General features: G+C 61.7%; 10 protein-coding genes and 1 pseudogene. 4 read left to right on the top strand and 7 right to left on the bottom strand.

Translation table 11 applies throughout. The annotated features are described in order from the left end of the window. Window positions 1–21: 21 nt before the first annotated feature. From QXH22_RS18080 to QXH22_RS18070, 3 genes and pseudogenes are all read right to left on the bottom strand, one after another. Window positions 22–1,575, bottom strand: a pseudogene (locus QXH22_RS18080) (APC family permease); the annotation flags it as partial. Window positions 1,576–1,584: 9 nt separating this feature from the next. Beyond that, on the bottom strand, window positions 1,585–2,973 hold the full coding sequence (locus tag QXH22_RS18075) for a wax ester/triacylglycerol synthase family O-acyltransferase (RefSeq protein WP_306276539.1): 1,389 nt from the start codon (window positions 2,971–2,973) through the stop codon (window positions 1,585–1,587). A 53-nt stretch (window positions 2,974–3,026) separates the two neighbouring features. After that, window positions 3,027–4,862 (bottom strand): long-chain fatty acid--CoA ligase, encoded by a 1,836-nt coding sequence (locus QXH22_RS18070; RefSeq protein WP_306276538.1) that lies wholly within the window; start codon window positions 4,860–4,862, stop codon window positions 3,027–3,029. Window positions 4,863–5,527: 665 nt separating this feature from the next. Between QXH22_RS18070 and QXH22_RS18060 the strand changes: the two genes are divergently transcribed. From QXH22_RS18060 to QXH22_RS18050, 3 genes are all read left to right on the top strand, one after another. Continuing rightward, complete coding sequence (locus QXH22_RS18060) at window positions 5,528–6,400, top strand: ankyrin repeat domain-containing protein (RefSeq protein WP_306276536.1); 873 nt, start codon at window positions 5,528–5,530, stop codon at window positions 6,398–6,400. Between the two features lie 141 nt (window positions 6,401–6,541). After that, window positions 6,542–7,189, top strand: coding sequence for a hypothetical protein (locus QXH22_RS18055; protein WP_306276535.1), 648 nt, complete (start codon window positions 6,542–6,544; stop codon window positions 7,187–7,189). A gap of 133 nt (window positions 7,190–7,322) precedes the next feature. Continuing rightward, window positions 7,323–8,588 carry a hypothetical protein gene (locus QXH22_RS18050; protein ID WP_306276534.1) on the top strand — a complete coding sequence of 422 codons (1,266 nt, stop codon included), beginning with the start codon at window positions 7,323–7,325 and terminating at the stop codon, window positions 8,586–8,588. 664 nt (window positions 8,589–9,252) lie between these two features. Here QXH22_RS18050 and QXH22_RS18045 read toward each other — a convergent pair. The 3 genes from QXH22_RS18045 to QXH22_RS18035 form a co-directional block, all read right to left on the bottom strand. Next, window positions 9,253–9,633 (bottom strand): hypothetical protein, encoded by a 381-nt coding sequence (locus tag QXH22_RS18045; RefSeq protein ID WP_306276533.1) that lies wholly within the window; start codon window positions 9,631–9,633, stop codon window positions 9,253–9,255. Beyond that, window positions 9,633–10,331 carry a hypothetical protein gene (locus QXH22_RS18040; RefSeq protein ID WP_306276532.1) on the bottom strand — a complete coding sequence of 233 codons (699 nt, stop codon included), beginning with the start codon at window positions 10,329–10,331 and terminating at the stop codon, window positions 9,633–9,635. Before QXH22_RS18040 ends, QXH22_RS18045 begins: the two co-directional genes overlap by 1 nt. Before the next feature lie 307 nt (window positions 10,332–10,638). Beyond that, window positions 10,639–10,872 (bottom strand): hypothetical protein, encoded by a 234-nt coding sequence (locus QXH22_RS18035; protein ID WP_306276531.1) that lies wholly within the window; start codon window positions 10,870–10,872, stop codon window positions 10,639–10,641. A 449-nt stretch (window positions 10,873–11,321) separates the two neighbouring features. On the opposite strand from QXH22_RS18035, the gene QXH22_RS18030 reads away from it, so the two are divergent. Then, window positions 11,322–16,430: a DEAD/DEAH box helicase gene (locus tag QXH22_RS18030; RefSeq protein WP_306276530.1), complete on the top strand. Its 5,109-nt coding sequence runs from the start codon at window positions 11,322–11,324 to the stop codon at window positions 16,428–16,430. Here the strand turns inward: QXH22_RS18030 and QXH22_RS18025 are convergent. Then, a protein-coding gene (locus QXH22_RS18025; protein ID WP_142283724.1) for an IS3 family transposase occupies window positions 16,399–17,561 on the bottom strand; the annotation gives its coding sequence in 2 pieces (ribosomal slippage) (window positions 16,399–17,274 and window positions 17,277–17,561; 1,161 coding nt in all). The genes QXH22_RS18030 and QXH22_RS18025 overlap by 32 nt on opposite strands. Window positions 17,562–17,569 lie beyond the last annotated feature (8 nt).

The following is a 17,569-nucleotide window of genomic DNA, read 5'->3' as shown; positions in this document are numbered from 1 at the left end:
ACAATTCCGTCAGCTGCCGCCGCGCGTCATGGTGCGGCCCCGGAAGAAGGCTGGGGCTATCGCCCACCAGACCGCCATCAGGATCAGTCCGAGCACCAACGCCCCGATACCAACCGCCGCGACAGCGCCGAACCCGAGGAATGTGATCTCGTTGCCGTCGTCGTCGGTCAGCCAACCCGGCGTGGCGTACTGGATGAGCCCGTAGCCGAACACGATCAGCAAGACCGCTCCGCCCAGCAGCGGGGCGACGCCGCGGATCACGAAGTCCCGCACCGACCTGGTGAGGGTCTTGCGGTAGTACCACGTACACGCAAACCCGGTGAGCCCGTAGTAGAACGCGATCATCAACCCGACCGATCCGACCAGCGCGGTTAGCAGGTTGGTGCTGACGAGAGTGAACAGGACGTAGCACGGGATGGACACGGCGCCGACCGCGATGGTCGATGTGGTCGGCGTGAGGTAGCGATGGTGGATCTTCGCGAACGAGTCGGGCAGCGCCTGGTACCTCGCCATCGACAAGGTGGTGCGCGCGGTCTGCAAGATCGTCGCCTGCGTCGAGGCGGCGGCAGACGTCAGGATCGACGCCGCCAGCAACAGCAGTGCAATCGTGCCGAGTGTGCCGTCGCCGAACAGTTCCGGACCGATGGATGCGAAGACGTCTTTGGAGTTGTGTGGGTTGCCCAGCCCGGTGCCCGCCGTCCCGACGCCGGCGAACGCGACGGCCGACACGGTCACCAGGGTGTAGGTCGCCAGCAGCAGGAAAGTCGAGATGATTGCCGACCGGCCCGGGGTGCGGGTGGGGTCCTCGGACTCCTCGTTGCACGCCAAAGCTGTGTCCCAGCCCCAGTACATGAAGATGGCCAGCAGAATCGCTGGGGCGATTTGAGTCCCGAAATCAAGACCGTCCGGCCAGAACCACGACAGTGACGGATGCAGTGAATTCGCCTGGGCACTAACGGTATACACCTTGACCAGCGCCACTACCGAAAACACCATCAGCATCAGGATCTGGATCGACAGCAGAGCGGAGAGCACTGAGGCCGAGATCTCGATGCCGCGATAGCAGACGTAGGTCATCAACACGATCCAGCAGACGCCTCCGACCGTCGACCAGATCCTGTTGTCGGCCAGGTCCGCAACCGAATGCCAGCCCAGGACGCCGACGAATCTGAACGAGTACGCCCCGGTGATCTCGACCAGGTTGGCCATCACAATCACTTCCGCGGCAATCATTGCCCAACCGCCAAGCCATCCGGCGACGGGCCCGAATGCCCGCGACGCCCACGCGAACGTGGTGCCGCAGTCCGGTTCGGCTTCGTTCAGTTCCCGGCAGGCCACCGCGATCAGGTACATCGGGACAAACGACATGAGCACGACGCCAGGGGCTTTGACACCGGCGAGCTGCCCACCGCCACTGGCCACGATCAGACCCAATGTCGCGGCCAGGCTGTACGCCGGCGCCGTGGATGCCAACCCGACGATCACGCTGGAGAGCAAACCGAGTGCGCCGCCCTTGAGGCCTCTTCTTTCGACGGTCGCCACGGCCTCACCGGCCGCAATCTCAGGTTGGCTCATCGTTGTTGATCAGTTCACCGTGTGAAGGCCCGCAGCCTCTTCCAACTCCTGCAGGGCCGGCTCCATGCCGTCGGCAAGTTTGTCGATGTCGTCGGCGATCTCGGGTGTTGTGACGAAACCGAAATTGATCAATCGGTGATAGCTGAAACAGCTGATGTTCAACCCCACGTCCAGCATCAGCGGTCCTACCGGCACCAGCCGCTCGACGACCGCGCCCGCCAGATAGATCGGGTGGTCAGGGCCCGCAACGTTGGAGATGACCAGGTTGATCGGGGCGACGTGCCCGCCGAGATGGCTTGCGGTGTAGGCGCGGATCGCCAGTCCCACCAACCCAGGCGGTGTCGTGTCGGTCAGCCCCAAGCTCTGATGAGCGGTCAGCGTCTTGGTCATTTCCTTGGCGCCTTGGGAATTGGCGAAAATTTTCTTCAGTCGTTCGGCCGGTTCGACCACGTCGGTGGCCAAGCTGATCGTCGTGGAGATGATCTGGTTGCCGACTTCGGCGCCGTTGTGGTGGGTGGATATCGGGACCTGAGCCACCAACGGCCGCTCGGGCAGCTCGCCACGGTCTTGCAGGTAACGGCGCATTGCTCCCGAAACCAGTGCGAGCACAACATCGTTGAGCTTCACAAGATGGGCTCGCTTGACCGCCTCGAGCCGGTCCAGGGGCAGACTGCACGTGGCGACCCGCCGCTCGGGGGTGAGTTCGGCATTGAAACGCGTCGTGGGAGCTTGGAAGAATCGCGGCGGTTTGTTGGGCAGCCCGCGCACCGCCAACTGTTGAAACAGCGTTTGCTGAATAATCCGCAGCACGCGGTAGGGCGTCATGATCGCGACGTTGACGATCGCGCCGAACATGCGCCGCTCGAATCGGGGCATGCCCGACGTCGATGATGCGCCGGCTACGACGGCGGGCGGTCGCGGTTCAGGCGTGACGTCGAGCATGATCTCGGTCAGCCCGGCGCCGGACACCCCGTCGATCAGTGCGTGATGCATCTTGGTCAATATCGCGACCCGCCCTTTCTCGACACCCTCGATGAACCACATCTCCCACAGCGGCCTGTCGCGGTCGAGCGGGTAGGACATCAGGCGGCCGACCAGATCGTCGAGCTCGCGGCGTCCTCCGGGTGCGGGCACCGCGATCTGACGCATGTGATAGTGGATGTCGAGCTTGGTGTCCTCGACCAACCACGGCCGGTCCAGACCCAGCGGCGCGCCCTTCACCCGGTGACGCAGCATGGGAAGCTCCGGGAGGCGTTGTACGAGCAGGTCTTTCATCAGATCGAAGCTGAAATTCTCCGCATCGGACGGGTCGCAGATCATTAGTCCCCCGACGTGCAGCGGACACTCGTGCGTATCAGCGAACCAGAACGTCGCATCGAGGGCTGACAACCGCTTCATGGCTGCACTGGTCTCTCGTCGGCATTCGCGCGCAAGGTGCGGTTCATCGGGGTTCAGCTGCTGCCGGAGAGGCTGATGACGTCCGGGCCTGGCGTCGCCGAGTAGAGCTTGTCAACCTCCGTCGCGTATTTCTCTGCGATCGGCTTGCGTTTGAGCTTCATCGTCGGGGTGAGCTCGTCGCCGCCCGGCTCCCACGAGGTGCCGAGGATGAGGAATCGCTTGATCTGCTCGACGCGGGACAGCTTGGAATTCCCGTCGAGGACTGCGGCGGTGAGCATTTCGCGCGCGTCGGGATGCTGGGCGAATGCGGCCACCGACTCGTCGGCCATGCCGAGCGCCGCGGCCTGCGCGGCGGCGGCTTCGGAATCGAGGACGATGAGTGCCGTCACGTAGGGCCGCGCATCGCCGAACGCCACGACCTGGTCGATCAACGGAGAGGCGGCACGGATCGCCATCTCGATGTTCGTCGGGGAGAGATTCTTGCCAGATTCGTTGACCAGCAGCTCCTTCTTGCGATCGACGATCGTCACGAAACCTGCGTCTATCGTGCCGATGTCACCGGTGTGCAGCCAGCCGTCGGCGTCGACTGCCTCCGCGGTCTGCTCTGGTTGATGGCGGTAGCCTCGCATCACGATCGGCCCGCGGATCAGCAGTTCGCCGTCGTCGGCCACCGAGACCTCCACGCCGTTCAGCGCCGGCCCGACCGAACCGACCCTGTTCATACCGGGCCGGTTCGAGGTCGCGCCGCCCACGCACTCCGACTCCCCCCACACTTCGTAGACGGGAATGCCTAGCCCCCAGAAGAATTCGATTGTCTCCACCGGGATGGCGGCGGCACCGGTGACTCCCCACCGCAGCCGGTCGAGCCCGAGCGCATCGCGCACTTTGGCCAGCACGAGGCGATCGGCGATCTTGCGGCGGATGGCAAGGGATGCGGGCAGCGGCTCGCCGGCCAACGACAGGCGGGCGGCGTGCACGCCGGTTTCGATGGCCCACAACGCTAGTCGGCGCTTGAGGCCGGTGGCCTCGGTCTCGAGTTTCGTTTCGATTCCGGCTTTGATCTTCTGCCACACTCGGGGCACCCCCAGCCACACCGTGGGGCGAGCATCCTGCAGCGCCGGCGCGATCGCGTGGAGGTCGGCGACATCGGTAACCTGCACTCCCAGAACCATGTTGGCGTAGTGCCCGGTCACTCGGTCGGCGATGTGCGCGTGCGGCAGGTACGAGGTGATCCGATCGGTCGGTAGCAAGCCGACCAGGTCGACGATCGCCGAGAATTCGGCCATGACGTTGGCGTGGGTGAGCTCGACCCCCTTGGGTGGGCCGGTGGTGCCCGAGGTGTAGATGATCGTGGCGACGTCGTCGGGCCGGACCGCGCGCCAGGCTGGGTTGAGATCGGCTTCTGCTCCGTGAGATTCGAGCTGTTCAAGGCTCTGGTAGCCCTCGACGTCAGCGTCGACGACAATCACGTGATTGGGTTGACTCCCGGCCGCCTCCACCGCGGGCAGAAACTCTTTCTCGGTGACCACGACCTTGTTCCCGGCGTTGCTGAACAGGTACCGGATCTGATCCGGCGCCGAGGTGTTGTAGATCGAGAACGGGATCGCGCCCAGATGCATGACCGCGGTGTCGACCAGGTGGAACTCCGGGCGGTTGCGCAGCATGATCCCGACCGTGTCACCGTGTGCGACCCCCAGGGCGGCAAGGCCGGCGGCGATCTTGCGGACTCGGTCGGCGTACTGACGCCAGGTGATGACCACTTCGTCGCCGACCGTCCGGATGGCGATCGAGTCCGGCTTGATGGCGGCCGTCTCCTGGAAGGCTTGCGGCAGCGTGGACACCAGTGCTCCGCTGGGGTGCCGGACCACGGCTGGGTCGGCTTCGACCATTCCTTCCTGCTCCTTCGACTACTGAGCGGGACTATTGCTGACTCCCGAGTGTCCGACGAGTGCGGGGGCGCGGCCAGAGGACAAGGTCCTTTGTTGGGGGTGGACGAGTTGCGTATTGGGCGTCCCATCTGGCCCCGCCGGATATCAACCCCCGGCTAACGCAAACTGAACCGGCCACCCAAAGCCGGTTGCCATCGGCGCAGTGACACGCACCGATGTCACAGATGCGCCGAGTTGGACTCACGCCCGTTAGACGGTGACGCCGTGGTCGGCTGCGGTGTTCGAACGCGAACTGGCCAGTGAGCACAGTTGGTCTATGAGCGCCCGCACGGCAGGCACTCTGATCAGTTATCCCGGTATCGCGCGATTGGGGTTTCACAGGTCTCCCGCGCGTGTAATTCTTCGAACATCGGAGTGGATTCGGCGTTCACACCGGACCTCGGTATCGGCCGCCGACTGTTCGCGGGCTGCTGACGTTCGCCGAAGCCGGCGTCGTGTATCTAGAGGTTCACACCGACAACGGGAGAGTCATCGCGCTGTACTGCAGTGTGGGATTCGACCAAATCGGCGTGTGCTCAGGGTATTACAAGGGCCGCCACGGATACACGATGCGGCGTGAGCCGTGCTGATGCCGGGGACGATCACCTTTGGATGCCGTCACGGGTGTGAAGAACCAGGGTGACGCGGGAAGTGCTGTTGCATTGACGGTCTTGCTCGGCGGGGCACGGAGACCCGGGGCTCGCATTGTCATAGCCTCGCAGATACTCAACCCCTGCGGGACAGGAGGTAACGTCATGACCGAGCGTGAAAACGCACCGACCGACGAACCCTTCGTGTGGCGCGGGATACTCGACCCCGACCTGTTGTTCGACGATGCCGTGTCGGCGGGTCATGAACTCGCCAATGCGGCCAAAGTGGCTGACTGGTCAACGGTCTTCGAGCTGCTCGACGACGACGAACAGAAAGTAGACGTCAACTGGTGGCGCCCCGGCGGAACCAGGTGGTTCACCGTTTTGCACCAAGCGGCCTGGCACGGCGCACCCAACGAGGTCGCGGCAGAACTGATCCGACGTGGCGCCTTGAAGTCGCTCACCGACGCTCGGGGACGCACCGCCTGCGACATTCGGCGCGAACGCGACCTCAAGGCGAATGATCCCAAAGACATTGCCGCACAAAAGCGAAAGTCGCTGGTTCTCCGCACCCGCTATCTCAAGCCTCCGACTTCCCTCTTGGCGCTACACCAAATCCGCGCGCTCAACTGGCATCTCGCCGAAGTCATCGACAGCCGCATTTGTGGCGTGCTCTTTGACCGCCGCGACCCCCAACGTGTCCTGCGATACCCACCAGTCGAGATCATGCATGAGGTTCCGGGTCAGCGCATCTGGTTCCCCGTGCCCGGGATGTACGGGGGCTTCGACATCACTTTGATGCAGGACCATCTCGACGTGAAGAGTTGGTGTCGCGTCGTCGACGGTTCAGGCCAGGCACACGTGGTCACCACGCAGGGCGCGATCCTGGTTGACGAAGGATTCGTGTAGTCACGGCGGCAGCCCGCCACAACGACGCCGAGGCCCGAGAATGCTGCGGCGTCCCGTTGTCCCAATTTTCTGTCGGATTCTGTGCTCCTCAACGCGATGCAAGGGGAAAATATGCGCGGACGAGGGCGTAATTTGGTGCAGGTGACGCCCGAGGAATTCGTCTCTCGCTACCCGACGCTCTACCACATGGCCGAAGAAGGCGCCTGGCCGTCGATTCAGCGTCACAGTCTTCTGAGCACGGCGGCGATCGTCGACCTTTTTCAGCCGACTGCAGGAGTTCGGGATGCCATCCTGTCAGAAGTTCGGCGCTCGTCGATCATCCTCCGCCGCGATGGTTTTGACGACGTCACAGTGCGAGACCAGTTGCCGTTGAAGTTTCTTGATGCGTGCCTCAAGGAGGGCGTGTCTCGGCAGGCATTCCTCGATGCTCTAAACGGACGAGTTTACTTCTGGGTGGCCGAAGAGCGGTTGGAGCGGCTACTCAACGCAAGGGCGTACCGGGGCCGCCGTCACCTCATTCTGTCGATTGACACCCGAGAGCTGCTCGCCGCTTATGCGCCCCAAGTGGACCTCGCGCCCTACAACACGGGGAGCGCGCATGTGCCAAATGCACCCAAAAGAGGACCCGACGTGTTCACTCCCCTTGCGGATTATCCGTTCGAGTTCTGGCGCCAAGAGCGCGGCCGAGGTGGTGAACCCGTCGTAGAACTCACTGTTCGCTACGCGGTTCCCGACATCCTCAAGTTCACTCAGCGTGCAGAGCTAAGGACATTGCCGGTCAGACCATGACACTCGTGGTACGCGAGAACGAGGTCGGAGTCCTCGCATAGTCCCCAGTAATACTCAGCGCTCCGCGCCTGCGACGAGTGGCTGCGAAATGTCAGTGGCCTTGCATACACTGCCCAAAGATTAGGGAGACGAAATGGGTGATGACGTGCCGAACTTGCCGGCGGCGATCGATAGTGGCGAGATCGTGGTGTCCTATCACGACGAGGGACTGCTGATTGGCGGCGATGCTGCGGCGGTCGAGTCGTACCTGAGTCGGTTGAGGGAGACAGCGGGTCGCGCCGCACAAGTGGCCGGGGTAGACAGCGTGTCGCTTGGCAATGTGACGGGCCTGCTCACAGGAGCGGCCTCAATACTCGGAAACTCCGGCAAGTATGTTCAGCTGCATCCTGACAGTGTGAACGCGCTAGCGCACGGCAAGCTGATTCCAGGAACTGACGGCTTCCATCGGATGATGACCCGCGGCGACGACGGCCGTTTTCTCGCACAGCTCCAGTGGAGAGAGGCAAAGCTCGGCCCGGAAGTAATGCTGTCCGCGCAGATAATCGCTGTGCAGGTGGCGCTGAAAGCGGCCATCGCGGACGTGGAAGAAGCCGTTCGTCGAGTTCAGGGCAAGGTTGAATCAGTCCTCGAACTGGCAAAGGCTACCCGAGCGGGTGATGTACTGGGCAGCAACCTGACCATTTCGCGAATGGTCGACTCTTTGGAGCGCTACGGCTCGCTACCCAATTCCTACTGGGATTCCGTTGCCAGCCTCGGACCAACGCTCAACGTCACCGTCGAGCAGCTACGCGACCATATACGGCGCGTCCTCGCATCATTCGACCGCAATCTCGCGGTGCAAGAGCGCAGCAAAAAATTGCGCGACGCAATCGATGACAATCGCCTTGGCGAGACATTGAGCTTGCTGGTTGTTGCAGAGGAATCCCTTTACAAATGGCAACGCCTACATCTGGCACGCGTCGAGTCGACCGAGCCAGAGCATCTTTTGCGAGCGATTGACGAGGCGCGCGAGCTCATCGCGCACCACCTCCGTGAAGACGCCGACATCTACCGACGCGCCAAAGGCGTCCTGGATGGCTTCGCCAAGGCGGATGCCGTGGAAGGCTTCCGATTTTTGGCGGTTCGCCAGCTGGCCGCTCACCGCGCCACACTCCGTGAAGAACTCGACCTTTTCGCCAAAGCCCGCCGCCACCAAGTCGAGGCGTGGGAGGACTTCCATATCCCCAGCTTCCTTGAGGCGGCGACTGCGACACTTGACAGCGCAAAATCGACTGCAGGTCGCGTGCTTGAGGCCGCCGGGCACGAGCTTCTGCGGTTCGGCGCTCAGTTGAAGGAAACATCAACAGAGCGAGAGCCTGTCGATAAGCGCAAAGTGCAGCCCAGCGAAGATTCTGATTAACTCTCAACCGCAACTCATCTGCGTTACAAAGCATTTCAGTGCAGCGACGAATGTTGGCGCGGCTTCTCCCCAACATCCTTGCTTAAGGTTAGCCGGATAGTGTCGCTGCTGAGTCCTGCGTGTCCGACACCTTCCGAGCAACTCGGCACAGGACAGCAGCTGGGGACCGCGGCTCGCGCCATATTGACAACCGCCGATTGGGCCTGCCGGCTCTCGGCACGAGCCGCAGTTAGGTCCCGCGCGGCGTTCTCCGCTTGCTCCAAAGCGGCGCGCGCGGCAACGGCCCAGTTCGCGTCCAGAATCCCTAGGCCACAGACGGGACAGCTCTGGTCGCTGCGGTGCTCATGGAGTTCCAGGCTCGGTGTCGGCTCGAGCAGCCGCGCGCGGTCAGCAGCCACGGTATCCGCCCACCGCGATTTCTGTTGTTCCGCCCTTGCCGCAGAACGCAACACGGCGAATTTGGGTTCGGCATCGCAGGCAGTCGATACGACCAGGCGCCGCGCCTGCTCCCAGTGCGGCGGGATCTGCTCGTCCAACGCGGTGCCACCGAGTTGTCCGAATCAACAGCCTCGATGAACTGTTCCGACCATCGAGTTCATCGGCCATCTTAATTCCTGGCGCGGCGGCCCGCAGCTTGGTGGGCTACCTATCGCAAGCGGGAGTTCTATTGACCTCGAACAAGTTTCAGCGTCGTTGTGCCTGTCGAGGCGACCTTCACGTCATCGAACTGAGCGAGAAGTGCGCAGACGAAAGCTGAGCGCTTAACGTTCAGATCATTCAACAATTGGTCTTGCGTCAGCTCGCCATGAGTGCGCAAGTGTTGCCATGCGACGGCGATCATCCAGGCTGGGACGAGTTGTGGCCCTGTGCCGAGACGGTCCGACCTTGCAGTCTCGACATACACCCCCGAACGATCAACCGCAGCAACCCTATTGACTCGCTTGATGCTGAGAGTGGTGATCTCGTCGCTGCGCCGTACGACGGCGCAGATTCGATCGAACAGATCATCATCGAGTTCGGCGGCGCGCGGCGATCGGCGGGTCACTACGCCTCCGCCAGTTCCAGACGGACGCGGTAAAGCAACCATTGCGTAGGAACTCCGAACTTCTGAGCGTCATCCTGGACGAGTTCAGCAAGATTGTCGTCAGGCTGCCCAGTCACGATTAGCAACCGAGCACCGGGTCGGCCGTCGGCGTCTGCCTGCAGCTTAAGGGCGCGCATGTACTTTGCGGCCTGTCCCACCACACGGTCGTCAGCTTCTTCGGCCTTCAGCTCAATTCCGACGAGCTCGCCCGTCTTCCGGTCCTCGGCAACCAGATCAATGATCACGCCATTCGACAGGCGCTTTTCGCGACTTAGGATCTTGAGGTTCTTCTTCTTCATGTAGGAAAGAACATCTCTGTTGAGCCAGAGGAAGCGCGAAAGGTCCTTCTCCTCCTTGAACAACTCGTAGGTGGGGCGCAGGCCTTTGACCGGACGCTTCGCATCGAAAAAGTAGATGCGGGTCTTGACACTATTCGCCGGATCGGTCAGCTCGGGAGAGAAACCAATTCCCTTGTCGCGCATACGCTTTTCGAGCAGATCGAGGAACCTGTCTGAAGCTCGTTCATACCCGGCCGCCCTTATCAACACCCCGAGCCTGCTATAAGGCATTTGCCTGAGAGAAGTTGTCTCCTTGGGTATCTCATCGACACGCTTGCTCGTCTGATCCAGCAAGCGCTCGAGCCGGTCCTCCTTGGTCAACCGTGCGGCCACTTCATACCCCCGATATCAGCGCCCTGACAACCGATTAAACCAATGTGTGCGCGCTGACGGAAGGCCGGCTGACAACCCCCAGACATGGTTCGTCGAACGCACCTCTGAGCATGCTCAAGTAGCGAAGGCCAGGTAGCGGTGGCACAGCCATGTGGTTCTCTTGTTCGCGCACAGTCTTCCACCTATCGACGCCGTTCAAAGTGCTTAGCTCACGCATGGTTTAAGACACGGGCATCTTCGGTGGCGGCCTAGGACGGCATCGGCGAGTCGAACCGCGGCGGCGATGTCCCCGGTCTCAGACATCGCCGAACGTATCGCGGATCAACCTCGACAGAACCGCGGCACCCTCTCGATCGAACTGGAATGACTGTGAAACTTTGTTGGGTATCTGACGCTCATCGGAGCCGTAGGTGTCCAGTTGGAGGATCGTCTCACCGCCCGCCTGGAACGTCCGCCAGCCGCAAAGAACCGGCTTATGGACTCCGTTTCTGTCCGAGCCAACTTCCTGGAATTCGCGAACCAGAGCCATCGTCCCTCCCATCGCCTACAGGTCTACCACGGTATACGGGCACACGGGAGGCCCAACGCAAAATAACAAGGCGACAGCACAAAAGTCCGAATCCGCAACACCAGCTCGCGGCCGCGGGAGCCAAGAAACGAAACTCCCTATCTATATGAGAAGAATTTGCTATGAATAGACCATCTAGCTAATGGTGCGCCAGGCACCAACATGTCTCGTGATGCTTCGGGCCTGTCTCGCATCGGATCCTATAGCTAGGTCAGATGTTTCGGGCTGTTGGGTTCAGTGCCGTCTGCCAGCCGCTGCAACCCCCGTCACTGAGTCCGAATTCCAGCTACCCCGCAGAATTTGCCCCGACAGGCCGCGCGACGGTCGGGATTTGCGGCGAGTGTGTCGTACTCCGCAAGTATGGTCACGTAAGTTCCATAGTGGCGGCGCGCGGAAAGGGGGTATGCCTGATGGACGCGTTCGGTGTCCTCGACGAGGTTCTGGACGACTACGAGAGCTTTGTCAAAGGCTTCCTCGACATCAAAGACGAGCAAATCCGCACGAAGGTCGAGCAGGAGATCGACGGCGGTCTCCTTTGGCCCGAACCCTGGCTGGCCCTCAACCCGGCGTTCGAGTCCGGAGGCACTGTTGGTGATTTGGTTGAGAAAGATGTCCTACACGCTGAGGCAGTCCACATCTTCCGCGCACGGACGGATCAGGATCAGACCGGCAGAGAGATCGCCTTTCACCGCCACCAAACCGACGCCTTCGAGATCGCAAACAGGCGCGAGTCATACGTCTTAACGACGGGGACCGGCTCCGGAAAGTCGATGTCCTACATAGTGCCTATCGTCGACCGCGTTCTGCGCGACGGATCCGGCAACGGTGTGCGAGCCATCATCGTCTACCCAATGAACGCCTTGGCCAACAGCCAGCGGAACGAGCTCGAAAAGTTCCTCGGCTCGACGAAACAGAAGGTCACCTTCGCCCGGTACACGGGGCAGGAAAACAGGGAAGAGCGTGAACGGACACTCGCCTCTCCCCCGGACATCCTGCTGACGAACTACGTCATGTTGGAGCTCATGCTCACCCGCCCGAACGAGCGTAAGCGCCTCATCAACAGCGCCGAAGCGCTCTCATTCTTGGTTCTGGATGAGCTTCACACATACCGCGGACGCCAGGGCGCCGACGTCGCGATGCTCGTCCGCCGGTTGCGTGGAGCGGTGACGTCAAAAGCCGTTCAATGCATCGGCACCAGTGCGACTCTTGCAGGCCCTGGAACCAAAGCCGAGCAGCGTCAGCAGGTTGCCGAACTGGCTACGAGGATCTTCGGCGTCAAGATCCCCGCCCAGAACATCGTCGGGGAGACACTGCGTCGCGCGACAATCGGCGAGGTTGATCCGATTGCGCTCAAGGAACGGCTCACCAATAAAACCCCCGCAGAATGGGAAAACCTGAAGAAGGATCAGCTGGCCGTTTGGACCGAGCAGCACTTTGGTCTGCACACGGACGACGAGGGCAATCTCGCTCGGCGCCCACCATCCAAACTCAGCGATGCCGCCAAGAAACTGCACGACGAAACAGGCGTCGACGAGTCGACATGCCGCGCGAAGTTGCAGGAGCTGCTGCTCGCTGGCTCGCGTGCGCGCGACATGCAAGGCCGTGCCCTTTTCGCCTTCAAGCTTCATCAATTCATCGGTAAAGGCGACACGGTCTACACCACCCTCGAACCGCCGGCCACCCGCTTCCTCACCACGCAATACCAGCGCAGCGCACCTAACCGCGCTTCTGGCCAACCGCTGTTTCCATTGGCGTTCTGCCGGGAGTGCGGTCAGGAATACCTGGTCGTCAACCTAGAGCGCGGGGGTGAGAACTTCAGCCCGCGGATCCCCAATTCCGATCTGGTCGAACACCCGGAGGCCGATGGACTGTTGCTCCTGGCCGATACGCCCTGGCCGGACCCTCACGATCCCGCACTGCTCGAATTGGTTCCAGAGGATTGGGTAGTCGCGAGCGGAAGCGGAGAGGTCCTAGATAAGGCCCGAATCCCCAAGTTGCCCAGGTCATTACATGTCGACGAATATGGCACGATCACCGACGACGGCATACCGGTGGCATTTTTCGAGCGTCTGGAATTCTGTCCCTCGTGTAAGACCAGCTACGAGAGCACCCGCCAGTCGCAGTTCTCCCGCGTCGCAAGCCTTGGAACAGAAGGCCGCGCCAGTGCTGTGACAGTACTGTCCCAGTCGGTCGTCAGGGCCCTGAGAGCGGGTTCCGGTCTCGACGATGAAGCCCGAAAGTTTCTCGCCTTCAGCGATAATCGTCAGGACGCGAGTCTGCAGGCCGGTCACTTCAACGACTTCGTTCTCGTCGGCATGATTCGCTCGGCCCTCTACCGCGCCGCCTCCGACTACCAGAAGCAAAACCCCGGAGAACCGCTCACCGACGAGAACCTCGGACCTGAGGTGGTCAAAGCGCTGAGCGGAGAAAGCTTGAAGTTCTTCGCCCGTGATGAGGAAACGGCCGACGAACACATCCCCCGGAAGAAGATCGCTCGCGCACTACGCGATGTCGTCACCTATCGCTTGTGGGCCGACCTCAAGCGCGGTTGGCGCATCACCATGCCGAACCTGGAACAGACTGGGCAGCTGCGCCTTGCGTACGACGGCGTCGACGAACTCGCCGGCAACGACGAAAAGTGGGCAGATTCCGGCGAACCCCTTGCAAGCGCGAGCGCCAAGACTCGCCAAGAGGTAATGAATGTGCTCCTGGATGAGCTCCGCAGAAACCTATGCATCGACACTGAATTCCTTACGGACGAAAAGTTCGATGCGGTCAGGCGTGCCAGCAGAGAGTGGCTGAAGGACCCCTGGGCCATTTCAGACGACGCCGGCACACAGAGCGGGCTCGCTTACCCCGGCGGTCGACCGAAAGGTGTGGGCGGCCTCGGCGCCGACCTCTACGTATCCGGGTTAGGAGCATACGGGCGCTGGCTACGACGGCCGAATCGCTTTCCCGCATTTCAGCATGCGCTCAAAACGGCTGATGCCCAAGTCATCATCGCTACTCTGATGCACGTCATGGCCGGCGCGGGGATTCTGGTGCGGGTTCCGATTCCCAAACGCTCAACCGGCTACCAACTGCGTGCCGACCTCATCGCCTGGCACCCTGGCACCGGCGAACATCGGGCACCGGACCCCATCCGCAGCAATGTGACGCAAGGCCGGGTAAATCCCTATTTTCGCGCTCTTTACGCCGAGACCGCCAAAGCACTCGTCGGCTTGGAAGCCCGTGAACACACCGCTCAGGTTGAACCGTCTAAACGCCAAAAGCGGGAAGAGGAGTTCAGCGAAGCCCGCCTTCCGGTGCTGTACTGCTCCCCCACCATGGAACTCGGCGTCGACATCAAGAGCCTTAATGTCGTTGGTATGCGCAATGTTCCACCCACCCCAGCGAACTATGCGCAGCGTTCAGGACGTGCCGGGCGTTCAGGTCAACCAGCAATCGCCCTGACGTATTGCGCCACCGGTAACGCGCACGACGCCTACTACTTCCGCCGCAGCCAGGACATGGTCGCAGGCGCGGTGGCGCCACCGCGGCTCGAACTTGGTAACCAGGATCTCGTTCGAGCACACGCCCATTCCATCTGGCTAGTCAAATGCGGATTGGACTTGAAAGCCAGCATGGTTGACCTTCTCGAGATCGATCAGCCAGGGCAGCCGCTCCGTCCAGAAGTACTCACGACGATCGAATCGTCGTCGAACCGAGCGGCCGCCATCGCTGCCATCACGGCCGTCCTCATGGCCACCAAAGAAGTTACGTCCGCCCCCTGGTGGACAGACACCTGGATCGCTGACACCGTCGAGCAGGCGCCAACTCGGTTCAACCACGCCACGGACCGTTGGCGCGGGCTCTACAACGAAGCCCAGAACGAACTGGACAGCGCAAATCAGATTCTGAAGACGATCGGCGCGTCCGAGAGCTCGAAACAGCGCGCGCGCGGCCGAATCTCAGAAGCGCGCGCCGCTCTCGACCTCCTCAAAGGTCAAGTCGACGATGTGCTGCAAGGCGACTTCTACACCTACCGCTACTTCGCATCGGAAGGTTTCCTGCCGGGTTATTCGTTCCCAAGGCTGCCGATTTCGGCCTTCATTCCCGCTGAGCGACGCACCCGCAGCGGTGGTGAAGGCGATTTCATCCAGCGACCTAGATTCATGGCGATCAGCGAGTTTGGCCCGGGTGCCTTCATCTACCACGAGGGGGCACGGTACGAGGTGAATCGGGTGAGCCTGCCCGCTCGCGACGATGGCACCGGCATCAATATCACCGAGATCAAGCGCTGCGGGTCTTGCGGCTATCTCCACGAATCCACCGAACCTGATTTGTGCCAACACTGCAATGCGCCGTTTCCACCGGAAAGCACCATGGCCAACCTGATGCGGTTGCTCTCAGTGAAGACTCGCCGCCGGGATCGGATTAGTGCAGACGAGGAGGAACGACAGCGCGCGGGGCACGAGATCGTCACGACGATTCGCTTTGTGCCGCATGGAGTTCGAGCCGGACAACTCACTAGTACCATCACCGATGGCCAAGTAGGGCTTGGCACGATGACCTACGGCGACACCGCACTGATCCGGCGCATGAACGTCGGCCTGCGCCGCCGCAAAAACAAAGATGTTCGCGGCTACGTGTTGGACACGGTCGAGGGGCGCTGGGGCAAAGAGGAAGACCTCGCCAAGAACGTGCATGGCGAAGCCCCGCGCTATCAAAGGGTGATACCCCATGTCGAGGATCACCGCAATGCGCTTCTGCTGCAACTGGACCCATCGATCCCCGCGGATCAACGAATGGCTGCAATGTATGCACTCAAGCGCGGCATCGAAGCGGTCTACCAATTGGAAGGTTCCGAACTCGCCGTCGAGGCGTTGCCCAGCAACACCGGCGACCACGCATGGTCACGGTTACTGTTCTTTGAGGCCGCTGAGGGCGGGGCGGGCGTGTTGCGCCGCCTCGCCACCGAGGATGGACAGTTGCGCGTCGTCGCACGAAAAGCACTTGAGATCCTGCATTTTGACGCTGATTCAGGTGAAGATCTTAAACGCGCACCACATGCGATCGAAGATTGCGCCCAAGCCTGCTACGACTGCCTGCTCTCCTACGGCAATCAGTGGGATCACCAGCACCTCGACCGGCATTCGGTCAAAGACCTACTGCGGCGGCTCGCAGCGGCGGGTGTGGCCGTCGGGGCCGGTGGAGAAGAGCGAGCGGAACAGCTCGAACGACTAAAGAGAGCATGCGACAGCGAGTTGGAGAGGCAGTTTCTCACGTTGCTCGACCAGCACGGATACCGACTGCCAGACGATGTCCAACAAATCGTCGACGGCTACTACGTCAGGCCCGACTTCGCCTACCACACAGACGGCATGAGCGTCGCAATCTTCATCGACGGACCCATTCATGACACGGCACATCAGCACGAGAAAGACCAACAAGCACAAGTGAGGCTAGAGGACGAGGGTCTGCTGCACGATCAGGTGACAGTTTCGGTCACGCGGCCTGACTGGCCGGTGTGGTCATGATTGCTTCGAATTCGATCGGGGTCAACCGCCCGAGGCCGGACTGGCGGCGGCGCCGGTGGTAGGTGCGCTCGATCCAGGTGACGATCGCGATGCGGAGTTGTTCTCGGGTGTCCCAGCGGCGGCGGTCGAGCACGTTCTTCTGCAGCAGGCTAAAGAAGCTCTCGATGGCGGCGTTGTCGCCGGCGGCTCCGACACGGCCCATAGAGCCGACCATCTCGTGTTGATTCAAGGCGTGTACGAATTTCCTTGACCGGAACTGAGATCCGCGATCCGAGTGCAGAATGCACCCCGCGACATCTCCGCGTCGGGCTACCGCGCTGTGTAGTGCCCGGATGGCCAGTTGTGACTTCATTCGGGAGTCGATGCTGTAGCCGACGATCCGGTTGGAGAACACGTCCTTAATCGCACAGAGGTAGAGCTTGCCCTCACCGGTGCGGTGCTCAGTGATGTCACTGAGCCACAACTGATTTGGCCCTTCAGCGGTGAAGTCACGCTCGACAAGATCGTCGTGCACCGGCGGCCCGACTTTGCCGTTCTTGCCGCGTTTCTTACCAAACACGCTCCACAGTCGATTCTGCGAGCAGATCCGCCATGCGGTGCGCTCGGCCATCGGCTCGCCGGCATCGCGCGCCTCCTCCACGAGGTAGCGGTAGCCGAACTCCGGATCGTCTGCGTGCGCGTCGAACAGCGCATTGGCGCGGTAGGCCTCGATGAGTTCGGCCTCGGTGATGGGGTCGGCCAGCCAGCGGTAATACGGTTGGCGGGAGAGCTTGAGTACCCGGCACGTCACCGCGACGGGGATCCCGTCGGCGGCGAGCTCTTTCACGAGCGGGTAGACCCTTTTCCCGGCAGATTGGCCTGCGATAAATACGCTGCGGCCCGGCGCAGCACCTCGTTCTCTTGCTCTAGCAGTTTGATCCGCCGTCGGGCTTCGCGCAGCTCACCGGACTCGCTGGCGCTCTTGCCGGGCTTGGTGCCTTCGTCGATGTCGGCCTGACGGAGCCATTTCTGCAGCGTCATCGGGTGCACTCCGAAATCGGTGGCGATCTGCTCGATCGTTACACCGTCATCGCGGTTGCGAGCGACCCGGACGACGTCGTCGCGGAACTCGCGGGGGTAGGGCCTTGCCATGGGGACAT

It is taken from the genome of Mycobacterium sp. TY814 (assembly GCF_030755175.1).
GTDB lineage: Bacteria > Actinomycetota > Actinomycetes > Mycobacteriales > Mycobacteriaceae > Mycobacterium.
The sequence above is the reverse complement of the archived record's forward strand: the minus strand, read 5'-3'. Positions and strand labels throughout refer to the sequence as shown.

Bases quoted from the DNA above. Each gene is read 5' to 3' on its own strand.
- QXH22_RS18050 (WP_306276534.1), top strand. From the start codon at position 7,323: ATGGGTGATGACGTGCCGAACTTGCCGGCGGCGATCGATAGTGGCGAG.
- QXH22_RS18075 (WP_306276539.1), bottom strand. From the start codon at position 2,973: ATGAAGCGGTTGTCAGCCCTCGATGCGACGTTCTGGTTCGCTGATACG.
- QXH22_RS18070 (WP_306276538.1), bottom strand. From the start codon at position 4,862: ATGGTCGAAGCCGACCCAGCCGTGGTCCGGCACCCCAGCGGAGCACTG.
- QXH22_RS18035 (WP_306276531.1), bottom strand. From the start codon at position 10,872: ATGGCTCTGGTTCGCGAATTCCAGGAAGTTGGCTCGGACAGAAACGGA.
- QXH22_RS18030 (WP_306276530.1), top strand. From the start codon at position 11,322: ATGGACGCGTTCGGTGTCCTCGACGAGGTTCTGGACGACTACGAGAGC.